This is a genomic window from Nonomuraea rubra, assembly GCF_014207985.1.
Lineage (GTDB): Bacteria > Actinomycetota > Actinomycetes > Streptosporangiales > Streptosporangiaceae > Nonomuraea > Nonomuraea rubra.
This window is the reverse complement of the sequence record NZ_JACHMI010000001.1, coordinates 7,720,989-7,739,162: the sequence shown is the minus strand read 5'-3', so window position 1 is coordinate 7,739,162 and position 18,174 is coordinate 7,720,989. Positions and strand designations below refer to the sequence as shown.

General features: G+C 74.0%; 15 protein-coding genes. 8 read left to right on the top strand and 7 right to left on the bottom strand.

The features are described from left to right. Nucleotides 1–2: 2 nt before the first annotated feature. Nucleotides 3–668 (top strand): hypothetical protein, encoded by a 666-nt coding sequence (locus HD593_RS35185; protein ID WP_185106238.1) that lies wholly within the window; start codon nucleotides 3–5, stop codon nucleotides 666–668. 53 nt (nucleotides 669–721) lie between these two features. On the opposite strand, the gene HD593_RS35180 is transcribed toward HD593_RS35185, so the two are convergent. Genes HD593_RS35180 through HD593_RS35170 form a run of 3 tightly spaced genes read right to left on the bottom strand, consistent with a single transcriptional unit; the run spans nucleotide 722 to nucleotide 2,836 of the window. Beyond that, nucleotides 722–1,159, bottom strand: coding sequence for a DMT family transporter (locus tag HD593_RS35180; RefSeq protein WP_185106237.1), 438 nt, complete (start codon nucleotides 1,157–1,159; stop codon nucleotides 722–724). A 2-nt stretch (nucleotides 1,160–1,161) separates the two neighbouring features. Then, nucleotides 1,162–1,659: a DMT family transporter gene (locus HD593_RS35175; RefSeq protein WP_185106236.1), complete on the bottom strand. Its 498-nt coding sequence runs from the start codon at nucleotides 1,657–1,659 to the stop codon at nucleotides 1,162–1,164. Nucleotides 1,660–1,714: 55 nt separating this feature from the next. After that, entirely contained in the window at nucleotides 1,715–2,836 is a 1,122-nt protein-coding gene (locus tag HD593_RS35170) for a DUF418 domain-containing protein (RefSeq protein WP_312903933.1), read from the bottom strand. A 114-nt stretch (nucleotides 2,837–2,950) separates the two neighbouring features. On the opposite strand from HD593_RS35170, the gene HD593_RS35165 reads away from it, so the two are divergent. Further along, entirely contained in the window at nucleotides 2,951–3,412 is a 462-nt protein-coding gene (locus tag HD593_RS35165) for a nucleoside 2-deoxyribosyltransferase domain-containing protein (protein ID WP_185106235.1), read from the top strand. A 40-nt stretch (nucleotides 3,413–3,452) separates the two neighbouring features. On the opposite strand, the gene HD593_RS35160 is transcribed toward HD593_RS35165, so the two are convergent. Beyond that, nucleotides 3,453–4,427 (bottom strand): aldo/keto reductase, encoded by a 975-nt coding sequence (locus HD593_RS35160; RefSeq protein WP_185106234.1) that lies wholly within the window; start codon nucleotides 4,425–4,427, stop codon nucleotides 3,453–3,455. 249 nt (nucleotides 4,428–4,676) lie between these two features. Between HD593_RS35160 and HD593_RS35155 the strand changes: the two genes are divergently transcribed. Both HD593_RS35155 and HD593_RS35150 read left to right on the top strand, forming a co-directional pair. Beyond that, on the top strand, nucleotides 4,677–5,417 hold the full coding sequence (locus tag HD593_RS35155; RefSeq protein ID WP_185106233.1) for a phytanoyl-CoA dioxygenase family protein: 741 nt from the start codon (nucleotides 4,677–4,679) through the stop codon (nucleotides 5,415–5,417). Between the two features lie 17 nt (nucleotides 5,418–5,434). After that, nucleotides 5,435–6,340, top strand: coding sequence for an alpha/beta hydrolase (locus tag HD593_RS35150; RefSeq protein ID WP_185106232.1), 906 nt, complete (start codon nucleotides 5,435–5,437; stop codon nucleotides 6,338–6,340). Here HD593_RS35150 and HD593_RS35145 read toward each other — a convergent pair whose 3' ends face one another. Beyond that, nucleotides 6,341–7,924 carry an alpha-amylase family glycosyl hydrolase gene (locus tag HD593_RS35145; RefSeq protein WP_185106231.1) on the bottom strand — a complete coding sequence of 528 codons (1,584 nt, stop codon included), beginning with the start codon at nucleotides 7,922–7,924 and terminating at the stop codon, nucleotides 6,341–6,343. 195 nt (nucleotides 7,925–8,119) lie between these two features. Between HD593_RS35145 and HD593_RS35140 the strand changes: the two genes are divergently transcribed. From HD593_RS35140 to HD593_RS63725, 4 genes are read left to right on the top strand one after another with little or no spacing between them, the layout of a single operon-like run. Next, complete coding sequence (locus tag HD593_RS35140) at nucleotides 8,120–9,715, top strand: S8 family peptidase (RefSeq protein ID WP_185106230.1); 1,596 nt, start codon at nucleotides 8,120–8,122, stop codon at nucleotides 9,713–9,715. Continuing rightward, nucleotides 9,715–10,356: an RNA polymerase sigma factor gene (locus HD593_RS35135; RefSeq protein ID WP_185106229.1), complete on the top strand. Its 642-nt coding sequence runs from the start codon at nucleotides 9,715–9,717 to the stop codon at nucleotides 10,354–10,356. Before HD593_RS35140 ends, HD593_RS35135 begins: the two co-directional genes overlap by 1 nt. Further along, nucleotides 10,356–10,850 (top strand): carboxypeptidase regulatory-like domain-containing protein, encoded by a 495-nt coding sequence (locus HD593_RS35130; protein WP_185106228.1) that lies wholly within the window; start codon nucleotides 10,356–10,358, stop codon nucleotides 10,848–10,850. The genes HD593_RS35135 and HD593_RS35130 overlap by 1 nt, the downstream gene beginning before the upstream one ends. Before the next feature lie 15 nt (nucleotides 10,851–10,865). Beyond that, nucleotides 10,866–13,634 carry a CHAT domain-containing protein gene (locus tag HD593_RS63725; RefSeq protein WP_185106227.1) on the top strand — a complete coding sequence of 923 codons (2,769 nt, stop codon included), beginning with the start codon at nucleotides 10,866–10,868 and terminating at the stop codon, nucleotides 13,632–13,634. A gap of 13 nt (nucleotides 13,635–13,647) precedes the next feature. Here HD593_RS63725 and HD593_RS35120 read toward each other — a convergent pair whose 3' ends face one another. Both HD593_RS35120 and HD593_RS35115 read right to left on the bottom strand, forming a co-directional pair. Continuing rightward, nucleotides 13,648–15,756, bottom strand: a complete 2,109-nt coding sequence (locus HD593_RS35120; RefSeq protein WP_312903932.1) for a DEAD/DEAH box helicase — start codon at nucleotides 15,754–15,756, stop codon at nucleotides 13,648–13,650. 46 nt (nucleotides 15,757–15,802) lie between these two features. After that, the gene (locus HD593_RS35115) at nucleotides 15,803–18,154 is read right to left on the bottom strand and encodes a SpoIIE family protein phosphatase (RefSeq protein WP_185106226.1); all 2,352 of its coding nucleotides are present in this window, start codon (nucleotides 18,152–18,154) and stop codon (nucleotides 15,803–15,805) included. Between the last annotated feature and the right edge of the window lie 20 nt (nucleotides 18,155–18,174).

Genomic DNA, 18,174 nt, shown 5'->3' with positions numbered 1-18,174 from the left:
GCATGGTGCTTCGCTTGCTCGCTCTCCTCGCCCTGGCGGCCTCCGTCCTCGTGGGGCTGTCCACGCCCGCGTACGCCTGCAGTTGCGCGGACCTGTCACCGGCGCGGGCCGTCGAGCACGCGGACGCCGTCTTCACCGGCACCGTGGCGGACGTGCGCGCGGAGGAGGGGCCGGGCAGGCCGCGGGTCTACACGTTCCTGGCCGACCAGATCTACAAGGGGAGGCCCGCCGGCAGGTTCACGGTCGCGAGCAGCGCGGACAGTGCCTCGTGCGGGTACGCGTTCGAGCGGGGCGGGCGTTACCTGGTGTTCGCGGCGGCCGGATCCGAGGGGTCCATGGTGGCGGGGGTCGAACTGTCGTCCACCCTGTGCTCGGGCAACGTGCCGGTGGACCCGGGTGCGGGGCCGCTGCGGCCCGGCGACGAGCGGGAGGCCGGGCACGAGAGCCTGGCGGGACCGGTGGACGCCGGGCTCGTCAAGGCGCTCGGCACCCCGGCGCGGCCGGTGGCGGCCGGCGAGACCTTCCCCGTCAAGGAGCCGCTGAGGGCGGAGGAGGAGACGGGCATCGGCTGGGGATGGATCGCCGGGGGCGCGGGTGCCGCCCTGCTGCTGGCGGGCGCCTTCACCGCCGTGGCGCTGCGCCGCCGCATGCACGCTCGGCGCCGATGACGAAGGTGCTCACCGCACCCCCACCCGGACGCTCGGCGCCGATGACGGCGGCGCTAGGTGTTCTCGCGCCGCAGGCGGGCCGTGATGCGGGGCAGGCTGAGCCCCAGGAGTACGAGGGCCACGCCGGCCAGCCTGACCGGCGCGGGGAACGTCCCCTGCTGGACGCAGTCGATCACCACGGCGGACAGCACCTGCCCGCTGATCACCAGCACCGAGGCACTCATCGCGCCCAGCCTCGGGAACACGTAACTGTTGACCGCCACGAACAGCGCCCCGAACACCCCGCCCGCGTACGCGGCGGCGGGCACGTCCGTGACGTCCGGCCAGATCCGCAGGACGAGCAGCACCACGCTCAGGAAGACGAACCCCACCACGTGGTTCCACACGGACGCCCTGAACGCGCCCGCCCGCGTGCCGAGCTGGCCGTTGATGGTGCGGCTCGTGCCGATGAGCACGCCGTTGGCCAGCGCGAGGAACACGAAGAACAGCATGGTCACGCTCCACCGAGCACGATGAGCACGCTGCCCGCGAGCACGCACCCGGCCACCGCCAGGTCCATGCCCGTGAGCCGGCGTTGAGGGGTGTGCAGCAGGCCCAGGTGGTCGGCGGCGGTGCCGAACACCACCTGGCCGGTGAGCATCAGCGCGATGGTCCCGGCCAGGGCCAGCTCGCTGTTGACCGCGACGGCCGACAGGACGACCACGAGCGCGCCGGGGATGCCGCCCAGGTAGTACCAGAGCGGCGTCCTGGCCGCGCCGTCCGCCGGCGCCGGCGGCCGGCGCCGGCCGATGGTGGGCACCAGGACCAGCGCGACCACGGCGCCGATGGCGTGCGCGGCCCAGGAGGCGTACACGGCGTCGGTGTGGCGGGCGAGCACGGCGTTGGTCTGGGTCATCAGCGTGAGCAGCACGCCGCCCGCGATCGCCGGCAGCCAGTCGAGCGCGCGCCGGCTCACGGTCCCGCCGCCCGGTCCGAGACTGGAAAATTTCATGTCGGTGCATTGAAACACGTTCCGGCGGGTGGTGCGGACGCGGGGTGTCAGGCGGTCATCGCCGCGCGGGCGCGGCCGTCCTGAACGGGGCCAGGTACGCCCACTGCCAGGCCAGCTCGAGCGGCCCGCGCTCGAACCGGCGCAGCCACCACGACGACAGCACCATGAACAGCAGGCAGATCGTGCCCCAGGCCACCGGCACCCACCAGGGCCGCAGCCCGTCGAACCGGGCGGCCAGGCCCAGCCCCCAGCCGTAGCAGAGCACTCCGGCGGCCAGGTTCTGGAACACGTAGCAGGACAGCGCCGTGCGGCCGACGTTCGTGAGCCCCCGGCGCAGCACGCCCGGCGCGCCCTTCATGCCGAGCGTGATCGAGGTGATCAGCGCCAGCAGGCCCAGGGCGACCAGCGGCGCCATGAGGTAACGGTCCACCATGAACCAGGCGGGGCCCGCGAACGAGGTGAGCAGGTTCAGCGGCACGCCGAGGCCGAGCCCGGCGGCCATCAGCCGGCCGCGCAACCGCGCGCCCCGCTCCTCGAACACCCCGGCGCGCATCAGCCGGGCCCCGAGCAGGAACAGCACGATGCCCAGCGGCACGATGAGGACCAGCTCCGCGCGGAACACCACCAGGTTGTCCAGCCGCAGCCGCACCTGGTCCAGCCAGCCGTCCGGGTACGCGGCGGCCCGCCCCGTCGCCCCGGCCGGGGCTGTCAGCAGGGCCAGCGTGACGAGGCCGACCAGGGCCACGAGCAGCGTGCCCGCCCCCACCATCCAGGCCGTCACGGCACGCTCGCTCCTGCCGATCAGATATGCGACGATCATCGAGGTCAGCGCATACCCCATCAGCACGTCGAACTCGAAGATCAGGACGAAGTGCAGCGCCCCCTCGGCGAACAGCAGCGCCGCCCGCCACAGATAGCGGCCGGGCCACGCCAGGCCCCTGCGTACCGCGCTGCGGTACTGCAGCTCCAGCCCGACGCCGAACAGCAGCGTGAGCAGGCCGAGGAACTTGCCGTTGGACAGGAAGCGCAGGAACGTCTCCGCCACGCCGGCGTCCCCGCCGAAGCCCAGCATCGCCGGCGGGCCTGCGGGGTCGGTGAAGATCCAGATGTTGGTGCCCAGCGTGCCCAGGATGGCCACGCCGCGCAGCACGTCGAGTGCGCCGATGCGTCTGTCCACACCTTCAACTGTGCTGGCGTGCGGGCCGCTCCCGATCGTCCCGTGGAGCGAAATCACCCGTACATCGATGGATGTACGGCGCGCGACCGAAGTCGCGGACGAGGAGGAATCGCGGTGAGCCCTTACTACGAGGCGCCCGACTACTACGAGCCCGCCCCAGGGGATCCGCCCGCGGTGTTCCTGGCGGGCGGGATCACCGGGGTGGCGGACTGGCAGCGGGAGGCGGCGCGGGAGCTCGGACGGCTCGGCGCGGTCGTGCTCAACCCGCGCCGCCGCGACTTCCCGATCGGGGATCCCGCGCAGGCGCCCGTCCAGATCGCCTGGGAGCATCACCACCTGCACCTGCCGGGGGTGCTGACCATGTTCTGGTTCCCGCCGGGGGAGAGCACGCAGCCGATCGCGCTGCTGGAGCTGGGGGCGGCGCTGGACAACCCGGCGCGGCGGATCGTGGTGGGGGCCGATCCGGGTTATCCGCGGGTGGAGGACGTGCGCTGCCAGACGAGCCTGGCCAGGCCCGGCGAGGTGGTGCGCACGACGCTCGCCGCCACCCTGGCCGCCGCCCGCGACCTGCTCTGAGCGGCCGGCGGGCGACCTCGCGGCCTCCCGCCGGCGGGGGTCACGCCTGGACGCCGGACTCCTTGGCGGCGCGCTCGATGGTGGCCAGCTCGTCCTCGGTGAAGTCGAGCCGGTCCACGGCCGCCACGTTCGCCTCCAGCTGCTCGGGGCTGGAGGCGCCGACGAGCACCGAGGTGATCCGCGGGTCCCGCAGCGCCCACGCCAGCGCGAGCTGCGCCACCGTCTGCCCGCGCGAGTCCGCCAGCTCCGACAGCGACCGCACGAACGCCAGCACCTCGGGCGTCACCCGGTCAGGCGTCAGGAACCGGCCCTCGGCCGCCCGCGAGTCGGCCGGGATGCCGTTCAGGTAGCGGTCGGTCAGCAGGCCCTGCGCCAGCGGCGAGTACACCACGCACCCGACGCCCTCCTCCTCCAGCACGCCCAGCAGCGAGTCCTCGATGCCCCGGTTCAGCAGCGAGTACGACGGCTGGTGCACCAGCAGCGGCGTGCCGAGCGAGCGCAGCAGGCGGGCGGCCTGGGCGGTGCGCTCGGGGGAGAAGTTGGAGACGCCGACGTAGAGGGCGCGGCCGGTGCGGACCATGTGGTCCAGCGTGGCCACCTGCTCCTCCAGCGGCGTCTCCTCGTCGTCGCGGTGCAGGTAGAAGATGTCCACGTAGTCGAGGCCGAGCCGCTGCAGCGAACGGTCGAGGGTGGCCAGCAGGTGCTTGCGCGAGCCGCCCACGCCGTACGGGCCGTCCCACATGGGGTTGAAGCCCTTGGTGGTGACCACCACCTCGTCACGCAGCGAACGCGGCAGGAGCCTGCCGAAGGCCGCCTCGGCGGCGCCGATGGGCGGGCCGTAGCGGTCGGCGAGGTCGAAGTGGGTGATGCCGAGGTCGAAGGCCTTGTGCAGGATGGCGCGCTGGCCGTCGAGCGGCTTGCCCTCGCCGAAGTTGTGCCACAGGCCGAGCGACACGGCGGGCAGGAGCAGGCCGCTGCGGCCGCACCTTCTGTACGGCTGGCGTTCGTAATCCAAGGGGGACCTTCCGCAGAGATCGCAATGAAACGATTTACGACCCCAGTTAAGCACCTCGGAGCGTTACAAGAGGGATCCAAGTGACGTACTGCCCGGGTCAAGGCGAGCACCCGGTGACCTGCCGGTAACGCCCGGAAGGGTGGCGGCGCGGCCGCCGCCCTTCCCCGGCGGCTTCGCGGGCCGCCACTCTTCCCCCGGCGGCTTCGCGGGCACACAGTGAGAGGGACCGCGCGGCACCGGGAGTGTGGGATGGCCGATTCTTCGATGACCCGGTTCTACCGGGACCACGGTTACCTGCTGGTCAGAGGGCTGATCGGCAAGGACGAGGCGCGGGCCTACCGCGAGGAGTGCCACGCGGTGCTGTCGCGGTTACGCCCGTACGACCCCACCTGGGGCAGCGCCAGGCGGCTGGCCGGGATCGCCACCGAGCTGCGCCACTGCCACGACGCGCAGTTCCACTCGGCCGCGTTCGCCCGGCTCATGCTCGACCCGCGCTTCACCGACGTGGCGGCGGCCCTGATCGGGTCGGAGAACGTCCAGCTCCACCACACCAAGATCTTCGTCAAGCCAGCGGAGAAGGGCTCGCCGTTCCCGATGCACCAGGACGCCGCGCACTTCCCGCACACCCGCCACACGGTCGGCGCGGCCATCTTCCACTTCGACGACGCGCCCGAGGAGAAGGGCTGCGTGCGGGTCGTGCCGGGCAGCCACAGGGACGGGCCGCTGCCACACGTCGAGGAGGGCGGCTGGCACCTGCCGCCGGAGCGGTGGCCGCTGGAGAAGGCGGTGCCGGTCGAGGCGGAGGCGGGCGACGTGCTGTTCATCGGCTACCTGACCGTGCACGGGTCCGGGATCAACCGGTCGGGCGAGGCCCGTACGACGCTGCTCGTGCAGTTCCGCGACCCCGAGGACCGGCCCGCCGACGACGTGCACCGATCACGCGGCCAGGGCATGATGCTGCGCGGCTTCGACCCCCTGGCCGGGCGATGAGGGCCAGGGCAGCACTCGTGGCGGTGCTCGTGGTGGCGGCCCTGGGCTGCACACCCGCTCCGGCGCCGCCCGCGGCCCAGGTGGACGGCGCGCGGATCGTCGAGCGGGAGCCGGTGGGCGAGCGCGGGCAGGCGCTGACCGTGGCCTCGCGCGCGCTCGGCCGCGAGACCCCCGTACGCGTGCTGCTCCCGCGCGGCTGGACCCGCGGCTCGGGCCCCTGGCCGGTGCTCTACCTGCTGCACGGCTGCTGCGGCGCCGGCCACCTCGGCTGGGTGGACGAGGGCGGCGCGGAGCGGCTCACCGGCGAGCTGCCCGCCATCGTGGTGGTGCCCGAGGGCGGCCGCGTCGGCTTCTACTCCGACTGGGTACGCGGCCCGAAGTGGGAGACCTTCCACATCGAGGAGCTGATCCCGCTGATCGAGGCCGAGTTCGGGGCGAGCCCGGACCGGGCGGTCGCCGGGCTGTCGATGGGCGGGCTGGGCGCCATGGTGTACGCCGCCCGCCATCCCGGCCTGTTCCGCGCGGCCGCGTCGTTCTCCGGCGTGCTCGACACCACCGGCGACCGCTCCGGCGTGCGGAGGCTGCTCCGGGAGAACGGCGAGGACCCCGCCGCCCTCTGGGGCGAGCCAGACGGGCAGGCATGGGACGAGCACAACCCCGCCCGCCTCGCGGAGAGGCTGGGCGGAGTCCCGCTCTACGTGTCCTGCGGCGACGGCGAGCCTGGGCCGCTGGACCCGCCGGGCGCCTCGGGCGACTTCGAGGGCGCGCTGCTGAGCCAGGCGAAGGTCTTCGCCGAGCGGGCGCGGGCGGCGGGCGCGGAGATCACCACCGACTTCTACGGTGCGGGCACGCACACCTGGCCCTACTGGGAGCGGGCGCTGGAGCGGGCCTTACCGATGTTGCGCGCCGCCATCGGCGCCTGATCACTTCCAGGTGGCGTCGATGGCCGCGGCGGAGGAGAGCGGGATGGCCTCGGCCGGGTTCCGGTTCTTCAGGGCGCCGATGGAGCCGGCGAGATGGACGTTCGTGCCCCAGGTGGTGGTGGCGTGCACGCCGAAGGTGACGGGGACCTGGGCGGGCGGCGTGGTCGTGCCGCCGGCGACGATCGCGACCGCGCCCCTGGCGGGCACGGTGACCGCGGCCTGGCCGCCGCCGTTCACGGTGACCGTGCCGGTGCCGGTGCCGGTGCCGGTCAGGTCGGCGTACGTGCCGGCGGGCAGGCCGGTCGGGAACGTGCCCGCGTACGAGCCGGTGCCGTTGTTGATCACGATCCAGCCCGCGGCGCCGCGGCTGAAGGCGATCACGTCGGGGTTCGGGGAGCTCCAGTTGGCGACCGGGGTGCCCCTGACCGCGTTGTGGAAGCGGACCATGCCGGTGATCGCCGGGTCGCGGTGCAGGCACTCCCAGCCGCTCCCGCACACGGCGTCGCGGACGAACCCGTTCGAGTGCGGCGGCCCCGCCTCCCTGTCGCTCCAGGTGAAGCCGTCGTACACCTGCGGCGTGCCGTGGTTCCAGGCGAGCTGGAAGATGGTGGCCAGCCGGTACACCGGCCCGTCCTTGTAGCTCAGCGCGCTGGTGCCGCGCTCGGTGTCGTGGTTGGCGACGAACGTGACGGACCTGCCCGACGGCTGCATGCCGTTCCAGCTCTCGCCGAACGTGCGCAGGTCCGCGATGCTGCCGTGGAACTTCTCGCGCAGGTAGCGGCCGTACTGGAACTCCAGCACGTCGCCGATCCCGGTGTACTGGCCGGGCTGCACCGCCTCGCCGGGGCCGTAGATGACCTCCTGGTAGATGTACGGCGAGCCGTTCAGCCTGCCGTAGATGTCACCCAGGTCGGCCGGGCTGGTGTGCTTGGCGGCGTCGACGCGGAAGCCGTCCACGCCCAGCGCGATGAGCCTGTTGAGGTAGCCGGCGATGGCGCCGCGGACGTACGGCTCCTCGGTCTCCAGGTCGGACAGGCCGACCAGCTCGCAGTTCTGCACGTTGCGGGCGCTGCCGGCGTAGTCGCCGTCGTGGATGAGGTTGTCGGAGTTGCCGCAGTCCTCTGAGTAGTAGTGGAAGTCGGCGGGGGAGTACAGGCCCGGGTAGTTGTACTTGGTGAAGCTCGCGCCGCCGTAGCTGGTGCTGCCCTGGCCGGTCATGTGGTTGACGACGGCGTCCGCGTAGACCTTGACGCCCGCGTCGTGGCAGGCCCGCACCATCGCCGCGAACTGGTCCTCGTTGCCGAACTTGCTGGTCAGGGTGTAGCCGGCGGGCTGGTAGACGTCCCACCAGACGGCGCCGCCCCTGGTGAGGGAGTCCTGGGGCGGGGAGACCTGGACGCCGCCGTAGCCGGCGGGGCCGAGGTGGCCGGTGCACTCCCTGGCCACGGAGTTCCAGTTCCAGCTCCAGAGGTTGGCGATCACGTCCCTGTCGCCGGGAGGGGCGGCCTGTGCCGCGCCGGTGGTGTCCACGAGAACGGCCGCCATGGTGAACAGGGCGGCGAGGCCTGCCTTCAGTCGTTTCATGGTGCACTCTCTTGGAGTTTCGGGGGATTGCCCGGAAGTTACCTAGCGCATGCAGGCTGTGCAAGGATGTTGCGGAAACTTTCTGCAAGCATTCAAGCCGCTCGGGGATCGTGACCATTCCGTTATCTGCCGGTGCGTATCGGCGCCCCCGATCCGCTCTCGTAGGCCACAGAAGGGAAGAACCGGAGGCGGCGCATGACCATCGACTACACCCCCGAAGCTCCCAGAACCGGCCCCACCGAGAAATTCGGGCCGTCGTGGCAGGGCTTCACCCTTCCCAGGGAGATCCTGGACCGGCACGGAGCCAAGGTCCTCGACCCGTGGGCCGTCGGCCTGGACGACGGCGAGACCCGGCCCGACTCGACCGTCTACCGCGCGGACGTGCTCCTCGTCCCCGGGCACCTGCTCGTCAACCGGGACGACACCGACTGGATCAACGCGGCGCTGTCCGGCGTCGGCCTCAAGCTGTCGGAGGAGAGCATCGAGCGGGCCCGCCAGCGGCAGGACGGCCGCGAGACCGCCTGGCTGCCCGCCGTCCTGACCGTCGCCGAAGGAGCCCGCGACGTCAAGGCGGACGCCTGGCCGGCCCTGCGGGCCGTCCGCCGCGCGCTGCGCGAGGAGCCCGCCGCCCTGGCCGGCAGGGCGGACATGGAGAAGATCTCGCTGGACCACCTGTTCGTGGGCTCGGCCACCAGCGGCATCGGCTCGCTCGACCTCGGCGGCGAGCCCGCCACCAGCGGGCACGCCGTCACCGAGGAGCCCGGCGGGATCGGCCGCCCCGGCTACGGCCGCATCCCCGTCACCGTGGTGGCCGGGCCGCCGCGCCGCCGCACGCTCGACGAGCTCGGCGGGCCCAGGATCACCGTGGTCACCCTGGACACCGGCGTGACCGCGCACCCCTGGTTCAAGCCCGTCACCGACCCCGACGCGTTCCTCACCGTCGACCCGGCCGGGCAGCAGCTCATCGAGGACACCCACCCCGCCTACCAGGGCCGCGACATCGCCAAGCTCGTCGGCTACGAGGACCTCGGCCAGCTGCCGAACCCGCTGGTCGGCACCCTCAACTCGCACACCGGCCACGGCCTCATGCTGGCCGGCCTCATCGCGCAGATCGCGCCCGACGCCCGCGTCCTGATGTACAAGGTCATGCACAGCGACGGCGTGGTGCCGGGCGAGGCCGTGCACGCGGCGCTCGACCGCCTGCTGCAGCTCCTGGACGACGGGCAGGCCGTGGACGTGCTCTGCTGCTCCTTCGGCGGCTTCGCCGAGACCGGCGACGCGGCCATGCAGGCGCTGTTCGACAAGGTCAACCAGCTCAGGGCCCGCGGCGTCATCGTCGTCAACGCCGCCGGAAACTACGCCACCACCAGGCCGTTCTACCTCGCCGCCCTCTCCGAGACCGCCGTCCCGGGGCCGCCGCTCGCGCCCATGCTCGGCGTCGCCGCCAAGAACCCCGACGGCACGATCGCCATCTTCAGCAACGAGCACCCCGCCGTACGGTGGCGGGCGCCCGGCGCCATGGTCGTCAGCACGTTCCCGCCCCAGTTCCGCGGCGCCCAGAACGCCATGCTCAGCACCGGCGAGCGCGCCTCGCTCGACTCCGACGCCGTGGGGGCGCACTGCGCCTGGAGCGGCACCTCCTTCGCCGCGCCGATCGTCGCGGGCGCCATCGCCGCCGAGCTGACCAAGACGGTCCAGCAGGTGGGCGTCGACCGGGTCGAACGGGCCAGGACGGTCGTCGACACGATGATCAACGACAAGGTGGCGCGGCCGGAAGTCGTACCGATCTGATGACCCGCGACCCCGCACTCGACCGTGCGCCCACCACCCAGAACACCGCCCAGAACACCGCCCGGAACACCGCGCGCTCCCAGCGCCGCGACCGGCTCGCCGGGCTGCTCGTCGAGGCGCGGCAGGGCAACAGCGACGCGCTCGACGCCATCGTCGCCGAGCTCACCCCCGTGCTCTGGCACACCGCGCGCAACCAGGGCCTGACCCAGCAGGCCGCCGAGGACGTCATCCAGACCACCTGGCTCACCCTGCTGCGGCACCTGCACGCCATCTCCGTTCCCGGCGCGCTGATCGAATGGCTCGTCACCACGACCCGCCGCGAGGCGTGGCGCGTCAGCCGCGCCTCGCGCAAGGACGACCTCCCCGGGGACGACACGTTCGACGAGCTGCCCGACGGCGTGCTCACCCCCGACGAGCTGCTCGTGGACGACGAGCGGCGCCGCGCGCTCTGGCACGCGGTCGAGAGCCTGCCCAAGCGGTGCGCCGAGCTGCTCAGGATCATCGCCTTCGTGCCGCGGCCCCACTACGACGCGGTGGCCGCCGCGCTCGGCATGCCGATGGGCAGCATCGGGCCCACGCGCGGCCGGTGCTTCGCGAAGCTGCGCCTCCTGCTCGCGAAGGACCCGGATTGGAGTTCCTGATGAACACGGCCCAGGGGGACCACCCCCACTTCACCCCCGAGGACCAGCACCTCGTCGACGAGATCGCGAATGTCTACCGCGTCGTCGACCCCGTGCCCGCCACGCTCGTCGAACGCCTGCGGTTCGCCCTGGCCCTGGAATCGCCCGAGTTCGAGGTGCTGCGGCCGCAGGAGGAGGACGTGCTGCCCGCGGGCGTACGCGGTGGTGAGGACAGCCGGACGATCACGTTCGACAGCGAGATCCTCACCATCATGATCAGCGTCAGCGCGCGTGACGAGCACGCCGTCCGCGTGGACGGCTGGCTCGCGCCGCCCGGCGACCACCTGGTGGAGCTGCGCTGCGGCGAGGGCGCGCACGTCGTCAGGGCCGACGATCAGGGGCGGTTCGTGCTCGACGTGGTGCCGCGAGGGCTGTCGCAACTCGTGGTGCGCCAGGGACTTGATGATCCGGCGCAGGCGACGATACTGGCTGTGACGCCCTCACTCATCCTCTGACCACCGCGAGGCCGGATGCGCGACAGCGGGCGTGCGGGCACTCTCCGGGAGCAGGCGGAGCGCCTGCACAGGCTCAGCGTCGAGGCGACCGACAACGGCCGCCCGGCCCTTGCCGCCCGCAGGCTCCGCCAGGCCCTCACCCTGCTCGGCTGGACCACCCCTGCCGGCGGCACCCCCGGCGACGATGGCCTGCTCGCCCGTCTGCTGACCAGCCTCGCGCACGCCGAGGCCGAGCAGGGGCGCAGCGAGCTCGGGATGGAGCTGCTCGACGAGGCCCAGCGCCGCGCCCCCGCCGGAGAGCTGGCCATCGTGCACGCCCAGCGCGGCCTGATGCACCTGCGCATGGGCTCCAGCACCCAGGCGCTGCGCGAGCTGGACATCGCCGCCCCCATGCTGCAGCTCGACGGCGACCGCGTCGAGCTGGCCAGGGTGCTGCTCAACCGGTCGGTCATCCACATCGCCACCGGACGCATCCGTCAGGCCAGGGACGACGCCCGCAGGAGCGCCCAGCTCGCCCACGCCCACGACCATCCCGTGCTCGCGGCCAAGGCCCTGCACAACGACGGCTACTGCGACCTGCTGCTGGGCGACGTGCCGGCCGCGCTGAGCGTGTTCGCCCGGGTGGAGCGGCTCTACCAGGACGTCAACCCGGGCTTCCTGCCCGTGCTCGCGCTCGACCGGGCCCGCGCGCTGCTCGCCGTGGGCCTGACCGACGAGGCCGGGCACACGCTCGACCAGGCCATCGACGGCTTCCGCAGGCAACGCCTGATGCAGGACTACGCCGAGGCCGAGCTGGCCAGGGCCCAGTGCGCGCTCGACGCCGGGCGGCACGCCGAGGCCCGCGACTGGGCCAGGCGCGCGGAGACCCACTTCCGCCGCCGGGGCAGCGCGGCCTGGGCGCGGCGGGCGGAGCTCATGCGCCTGCGCTCCGACCTGGCCCGCGGTGCCGCTCCCCGGTCGGTGGCCAGGCGGGCCTGGGACCTGGCGGCCCGCTTCGCCGAGCTCGACATGCCCGACGACGGCGAGATGGCCCGCCTGGTCTCGGTACGCGCCCTCATCGCCGCCGGCCACCTCACCGCCGCCGCCTCCACCGCCACCGCCCCACCCCCGACCCCACCACCCCCCGATCCCGCGCCCCACGCCCCGGCCCCGCCACCCGACGCTCCACCGGGCGAGCCCCCGCCGCACACCCCGGCCTCTGCCTCGCGCGCGCCTTCGGGCGGGCCGCCCCTGGATGGGCCGCCGCCGGACGGGCCGCCGCCGGACGGCATACTGGCTGCGGGTGCGGGGCAGGGGCCGGCACCGTTGTCGCGTACGGGAGGGCGGCCGCGCGGGGAGCCGCTCGATGTGCGGCTGATGCGGCGGCTGGCGGAGGCCGAGCTGGCCGGGGCCCAGGGCCGGCGCGGGCAGGCGCTGCGCAAGGTGCGCGAAGGGCTGGCGCTCATCGACTCCCACCGCGGCAGGCTGGGCAGCCTCGACATGCTCACCGGCGTGGCCGCCCTGGGAGCCGACCTGGCCGCCCACGGGCTGAGGGCGGCCCTGGCGGGAGGCTCGCCGCGGCAGGTGTTCGCGTGGTCCGAGCGGTGCAGGGCGCAGGCGTTCAGGTTCCGGCCGACGCGGGCGCCCGAGGACGAGCGGACCGCCGAGGCGCTGGCCGAGCTGCGCCAGCTCGCCCAGCAGATGCACGCCGACGAGGCCGCCGGCCACCGCCGCCCGGCCCTGCGCAGGCGCTGCCTGGAGCTGGAGCAGGTGATCAGGGAACGCGGCTGGCAGCTCCCGGGCGTCGGCGAGCGGCTGGCCCCCGCCCCGGTCGCGGCGGTGCAGGAGGCGCTGGCCGACGACGGGTTCGCCATGGTGAGCCTGCTGAACGTGGGCGGCGGGCTGCTCGCCCTGGTGCTCGTGGACGGCCGCTGCCACCTGCACAGGCTCAGCGCGTACGAACCGGTGGCGGAGGCGGCGCGCCGCCTGGCGGGCGACCTCAACGCCCAGGCCGGACGCAACCTGCGGCCCGCGCTGAGAGCGGTGATCGAGGCGTCCGTCGAGCGCCAGCTCGGCGTGCTCGCCGCCGCGCTGGGAGCACCGCTGCGGCAGGCGCTGTCCGGCGCCAGGGGCATCGTGCTGATCCCGACCATGGGCCTGTCCGCCGTGCCGTGGGGACTGCTGCCCGGCCTGCGCGGCAGGCCGCTGGCGGTGGCGCCGTCCGCGCTGGTCTGGCTGGCGGCCAGGCGCGCCGCGGAGCCGTTCGTCCGGGACGGCAGCTCCTCCGTCCTGGTCGCCGGGCCCGACCTGGAGCACGCCGAGCGGGAGATCCAGCGGCTGGGCGCGGTGCATCCGAAGGCACGCACGCTGCGGGGCGAGCAGGCCACCGTGTCGGCCACCCTGTCCGCGCTCGACGGCGCGTCCTTCGCCCACTTCGCCGCCCACGGCCACCACGAGCGCGAGAACGTGCTTTTCTCCCGCCTGGACCTGGCCGACGGCCCCCTGATGGCCCACGACTTGCAGCGCCTGGACCGGACGCCGGGACACGTGGTGCTGTCGGCGTGCGACGTCGGCCAGGCGGTGGTCAGGGCGGGCGACGAGCTGCTGGGCTTCACCGCGGCCCTGCTCTACCTCGGCACGTCCACCGTGATCTCCAGCCTCACCCGCGTGCCCGACGCCGTGGCCGAGCGGGTCATGACGGCCTACCACCGGGGCGTGGCACTCGGCGCGTCCCCCGCCGACGCGCTCGCGGCGGCCGGGGAAGGGGAGCCCGCGTGCACGTTCGTCTGCTTCGGCGCGGGCTGACCGGCCGGCCGGGTCAGCCGGGCAGCAGGCGGCGCTGCTCCTCCTCGACCACCTGCCTGGCCAGTGACTGCTCCGAGACGTCCACCGCGTCGCCCGTGGACTCGGCCAGGTCGCTGCGCCTGGCGTACGCGTCGAACAGCGCCGACTTGCGGCGCAGGATGTCCAGCATGCGCTGGTCCACCGAGTCCACGGTGAGCAGCCGGTGCACCTGCACCCGCCGCACCTGCCCCATCCGGTGCGCCCGCCCGGCCGCCTGCGCCTCGATGCTCGGCTTGACCTGCGGCTCGCACAGGATCACCACCGACGCCGCCTGGAGGTTCAGCCCCACCCCGCCCGCCTGCACCTGGCTGAGCAGCACCGCGTGCCCGGCGGCGGCGGAGAACTCGTCCACCACCTGTTGCCGCCGCTCGGCGCTCACGTCCCCGGACAGCGGCCCGTGCGCCCGCCCGTCCAGCGCCGCCCCCACGGTGGCGAGCACCGCGCGGAAGTAGGAGAACACCACCACCTTCAGCCCGTTGGCCTCGGCGTCCTCCACCAGCTCCAGCAGCCGCTTGAGCTTGGCCGAGGTGGCCGGCTCGGCGTAGGCGGCGCGGCGCATGGCCATGAAGTTGCCCGCGGCCACCGCCTCCCTGTACGCCTCGAAGTCGGCCCCGCTGAACTCCACCCACTCGTCGGCCTCCACCCGCTCCGGCAGCTCGGCCAGCACGTCCTGCTGGTTGCGCCGCAGGTAGACGGGCGCGACCGCCTTGCGGAACGCCTGCGCCCCCGCCACCACGTCGCTGCTGCGCAGCCCGGCGGCCAGGTCGGGCCGCAGGTACGCGATCAGCGTCCGGAACTCCTCCACCCGGTTCTCCATCGGCGTGCCGGTCAGGAACAGCACCCGCCGCGCCCGCCCGCACCAGGCGGCGACCGCCCGCGACCGCTTGGTCTCGGGGTTCTTCACGTAGTGGGCCTCGTCCACGACCAGCATGCCGAGCTCCGAAAGCTCGATGCCGTCCAGCCGGTGCAGCCCGTCCAGGGTGGCCACCGCGACGCCGCCCTGCCGCAGCCACTCCCGCTGGGCCGCGAGCCGGTCGGGCCCGTGCAGCGGGTAGGCGTGCAGGGTGCTGCGCGAGCCGATCTCCCGCACCCAGTTGATCAGCACGCTGGCCGGGCAGACCACCAGGAAGTGCGTGCCGCCGGTGGCCCGCAGGTGCGCCAGCGCCGCGATGGCCTCGATCGACTTGCCCAGCCCCATCTCGTCACCGATGATCACGCGCTCCTGGACGAGCGCGAAGCGGGCCCCGAACGCCTGGTAGCCGCGCAGGGACACCCGCCGGTGGCTGTCGTCCAGCGGCTGCGCGGCGACCTTGGCCGCCAGGTCGTCCGGCAGCAGCCCCTGCCCGGTGCCGAGCGGCTCGCCCGCCAGCTCCGCCAGCAGGGCGAAGTACTCCGGAGAGCGGGTCTCGAAGTCCGCCCACGCCTCGAAGTCGCGGGCCGGCGGGCGCAGCAGGTCGGTCGTGACCTGGGCGAGCAGCAGCCGCGTCGCGGCGGCGCCGTCCAGCAGGGCCTCGAGGTCCTCGACCGCCTCCCGGGCCCGCCGGCGCCGCACGGGCAGCGTGAACATCATCCGCAGCCTGCTGCGCGCGGGCCGCGCCTGCGCCAGCAGCGGCGCCAGCCGTCCGGCCAGGTCGCCGGCGGCGTCGAGCGCCCGCGGCAGGTCCGGTCCCGCCCCCACCAGGCGGTGCAGCGCGACCACCAGCTCCGTGGTGTGGTGGTCGGGCCGGTCCACGTCCAGCCGCAGGCTCGCGGCCTCGGCGGCGGCCTGCTCGATCTGCCGGGCGGCCGCGTGGATCTGCCCCGCCGTCCGCGCCCCGATCCCCGGCAACAGCTGCAGCTCGTACGGCGTGGCCTCCAGCACCTGCCGCACCGTGGCGAGCCCGGCCTTCTCCAGCGTGCCGATGCGCAGCCGCCCGCCGGTCACGTCCTTCAGCCGCGAGACCGGCACCGTGTCCAGCCCGGCCCTGGCCACGTCGCGGCGCAGCGCGTCGAGGGCGTGCAGCGCCTGCGCGCGGACGGAGGCGTGCTCGCTCAGCAGGGCCCGCGCGTCGGCCAGGAGCAGATCGGCGTTCCTGAAGTCCACCGGACCAAGAATGCCCACTCTGCCGCTCAGGCGACAACGGGGCCGGTCAGCTCAGGTGCACGCCGATGAGGCAGGTGTCGTCGTCGGTGTCGGAGTTGCAGTGGGTGAGCAGGTCGTCGAGGCGGTGGTCGAGCGTCGCGGCGGAGCGCCTGGCGATGGTCAGGAGCTGGTCCTGGGCGTGGCGCAGGTTGTGGTCGCGCCGCTCGATCAGCCCGTCGGTGTACAGCAGCAGCGTGTCCTCGGCCCGCAGCTGGAGCCGGCCCTCCTCGTACCGGGCGTCGGTGAACGCGCCCAGCAGCGGCCCCCTGACCATGGGCAGCTCGGAGCCGCTCCCGTCACGCAGCAGGATGGGCGGCAGGTGACCGGCCCTGGCCCAGCGCAGCATGCGGGTGGGCGGGTCGTACAGGGCGCACACGGCGGTCGCGGTCATCCGGTCGGCGAGGTGGTGGGCGACCTGGTTCAGCCAGTCCATGATCTGCGCGGGGCCCGCGCCCGTCGTGGCCAGGCCGCGCAGCGCGTTGCGCAGGATCACCATGCCCGTGGCCGCCTCCACGCCGTGCCCGGCCACGTCGCCCACCGACAGCAGCACGCGCCGGGACGGCAGCGCGACCGCGTCGTACCAGTCGCCGCCGACCAGGTCCTCCTTCTGCGCCGGCCGGTAACGCACGGCGATGTGCAGGCCGAAGGAGTCCATCGTGCCGTGCGAGGGCGGCATGATCGCCTGCTGGAGCTGCAGGGCCAGGCGGTTGCTCGCGGCGGAGCGCTCCTCGGTGTGGGCGAGCTGGTCGCGGGTGACCGCCAGCGCGACCTCCGTCCAGTGCTGCGAGGAGATGTCCTGGTACGCCCCCCGCACCGCCATGAACCGCCCCTCCGGCCCGAAGACCGGCTCGGCCACCACCCGCATGTGGCGGGTGATCCCGTCGGGGCGCACCAGCCGGAACGCCACGGCCGCGAACCGCCGGTGGTGCAGCACCGTGCGCAGGAAGCGGCCGATGGCGACCTCGTCGTCGGGATGGGCGTGGTCGCGCAGCCGCTCCAGCGGGACCGGGCGATCGCCGGGGGCCAGGCCGTACAGGGAGTAGAGCTGGGCGTTCCAGGTGATCTGGCCGGTCACCCCATTCTCCTCGAAGCCGCCGATGCGGCCCAGCCGCTGGGCGTGCGCCAGCAGCCCGGCCATCCGCGCGTCCTCGTCGTGGTCGCGCCACACCATCAGCACGCTGTCGCCGTGCCGGGTGAGGCTCACGTCGGCCACCCCCGTCGTGCTCAGGCCGAGCGCCATCCGCTCGGCGCGGAACGGCCGACCCGTGGCGTGCACCTGCAGCAGCCGCGTGAGCAGCCCGCCCGCCGCCCGGGGGTAGGTCTCCAGCAGCAGCCCTCCCGCCACCAGCGGGTACGCCTCCAGCAGCAGCCCGTCGCCGCCCGAGATCCGCTCGTTGACGTGCCTGATCCGGAAGTCGGCCGGCTCGCCCCTGGCGTCCAGGTGCGCCTGCAGCACCAGGGCGGGATCGGGCAGCGCGTCGGCCAGGTCCACGACCTCCGCCAGCGCGGGAGCGGACGGCGCCAGCGGCGCGAACGGCGCGTCCAGCGTGTGCGCGCACAGCTCGGCCATGGCCTCGATCTGCCGTTCGAGCCTGGGCGGGTGCGGGGGCAGCGCGTGCGGCCAGCAGATCTCCAGCACGCCGAGCACCCGGCCGGCCCTCGTCATCGGCACCGTGACCCTGCCCCCGCCGGCGACGGGCCGGCCGACGGCGGGCAGGCCCGCGTCGGCGTGCCAGATCGTCCGCCGCTCCGTCAGCGACCGCCCGGCAGGGGTGAGCACGCCCGGCGGGACGTGCCGCCACCGCCTGGCCTCCTCCGGGCCGAAGCCGGCGTACCCGGCCAGGCTGAGCGCGGCTCCCGGCTCGGCCGCCCACACCGCCACCGCCGTGGCGCCGAGCGGGGCCAGCGCGTGCTCCAGCAGCGCGACGGCCACCACCTGGGTGTCGCGGGCCCCGAGCGCGGCGCTCTCGGCTGCGCGCAGCCGTACCGAGATCGCCGGGTCGGACTCGCCGGCCTCGCCGATGCGGTCCCTGGCGACCTCGTTGACGAGGTCGGCGGCCACCTCCAGCCGGGACACGCCTGCCTTGCCGGCCAGCGTGGCGAGCTGCTCGGCCGCCTGCGCGGGGCCGCACTGCAGGCGTTCCAGCAGGACGCCCTTGGCCAGCTCGATCAGGGCGTGGCCGGCGGCCTCCCGGCGCGCCCGCTCGGCCTGCCGCCGCAACCGCTCGACGGTCGCCGCCAGCCTCCCCAGATCACCTTCCCCCACGGCCTCCTCACGGCCGTCATGCTCGTCATGCTCGTCATGCTCGTCGGAGGCGCGCGGGTCGGGGTGAGGAGTCGCCTGGTCGTCTGAGTGCACGTCGCCGCTCCTCGCGAGCT

Excerpts from the sequence above, each read along its gene's own strand:
- HD593_RS35185 (WP_185106238.1), top strand. The coding sequence starts at position 3 with ATGGTGCTTCGCTTGCTCGCTCTCCTCGCCCTGGCGGCCTCCGTCCTC.
- HD593_RS35180 (WP_185106237.1), bottom strand. The coding sequence starts at position 1,159 with ATGCTGTTCTTCGTGTTCCTCGCGCTGGCCAACGGCGTGCTCATCGGC.
- HD593_RS35175 (WP_185106236.1), bottom strand. The coding sequence starts at position 1,659 with ATGAAATTTTCCAGTCTCGGACCGGGCGGCGGGACCGTGAGCCGGCGC.
- HD593_RS35155 (WP_185106233.1), top strand. The coding sequence starts at position 4,677 with ATGGCCGATTCTTCGATGACCCGGTTCTACCGGGACCACGGTTACCTG.
- HD593_RS35145 (WP_185106231.1), bottom strand. The coding sequence starts at position 7,924 with ATGAAACGACTGAAGGCAGGCCTCGCCGCCCTGTTCACCATGGCGGCC.
- HD593_RS35140 (WP_185106230.1), top strand. The coding sequence starts at position 8,120 with ATGACCATCGACTACACCCCCGAAGCTCCCAGAACCGGCCCCACCGAG.
- HD593_RS35135 (WP_185106229.1), top strand. The coding sequence starts at position 9,715 with ATGACCCGCGACCCCGCACTCGACCGTGCGCCCACCACCCAGAACACC.
- HD593_RS35130 (WP_185106228.1), top strand. The coding sequence starts at position 10,356 with ATGAACACGGCCCAGGGGGACCACCCCCACTTCACCCCCGAGGACCAG.
- HD593_RS63725 (WP_185106227.1), top strand. The coding sequence starts at position 10,866 with ATGCGCGACAGCGGGCGTGCGGGCACTCTCCGGGAGCAGGCGGAGCGC.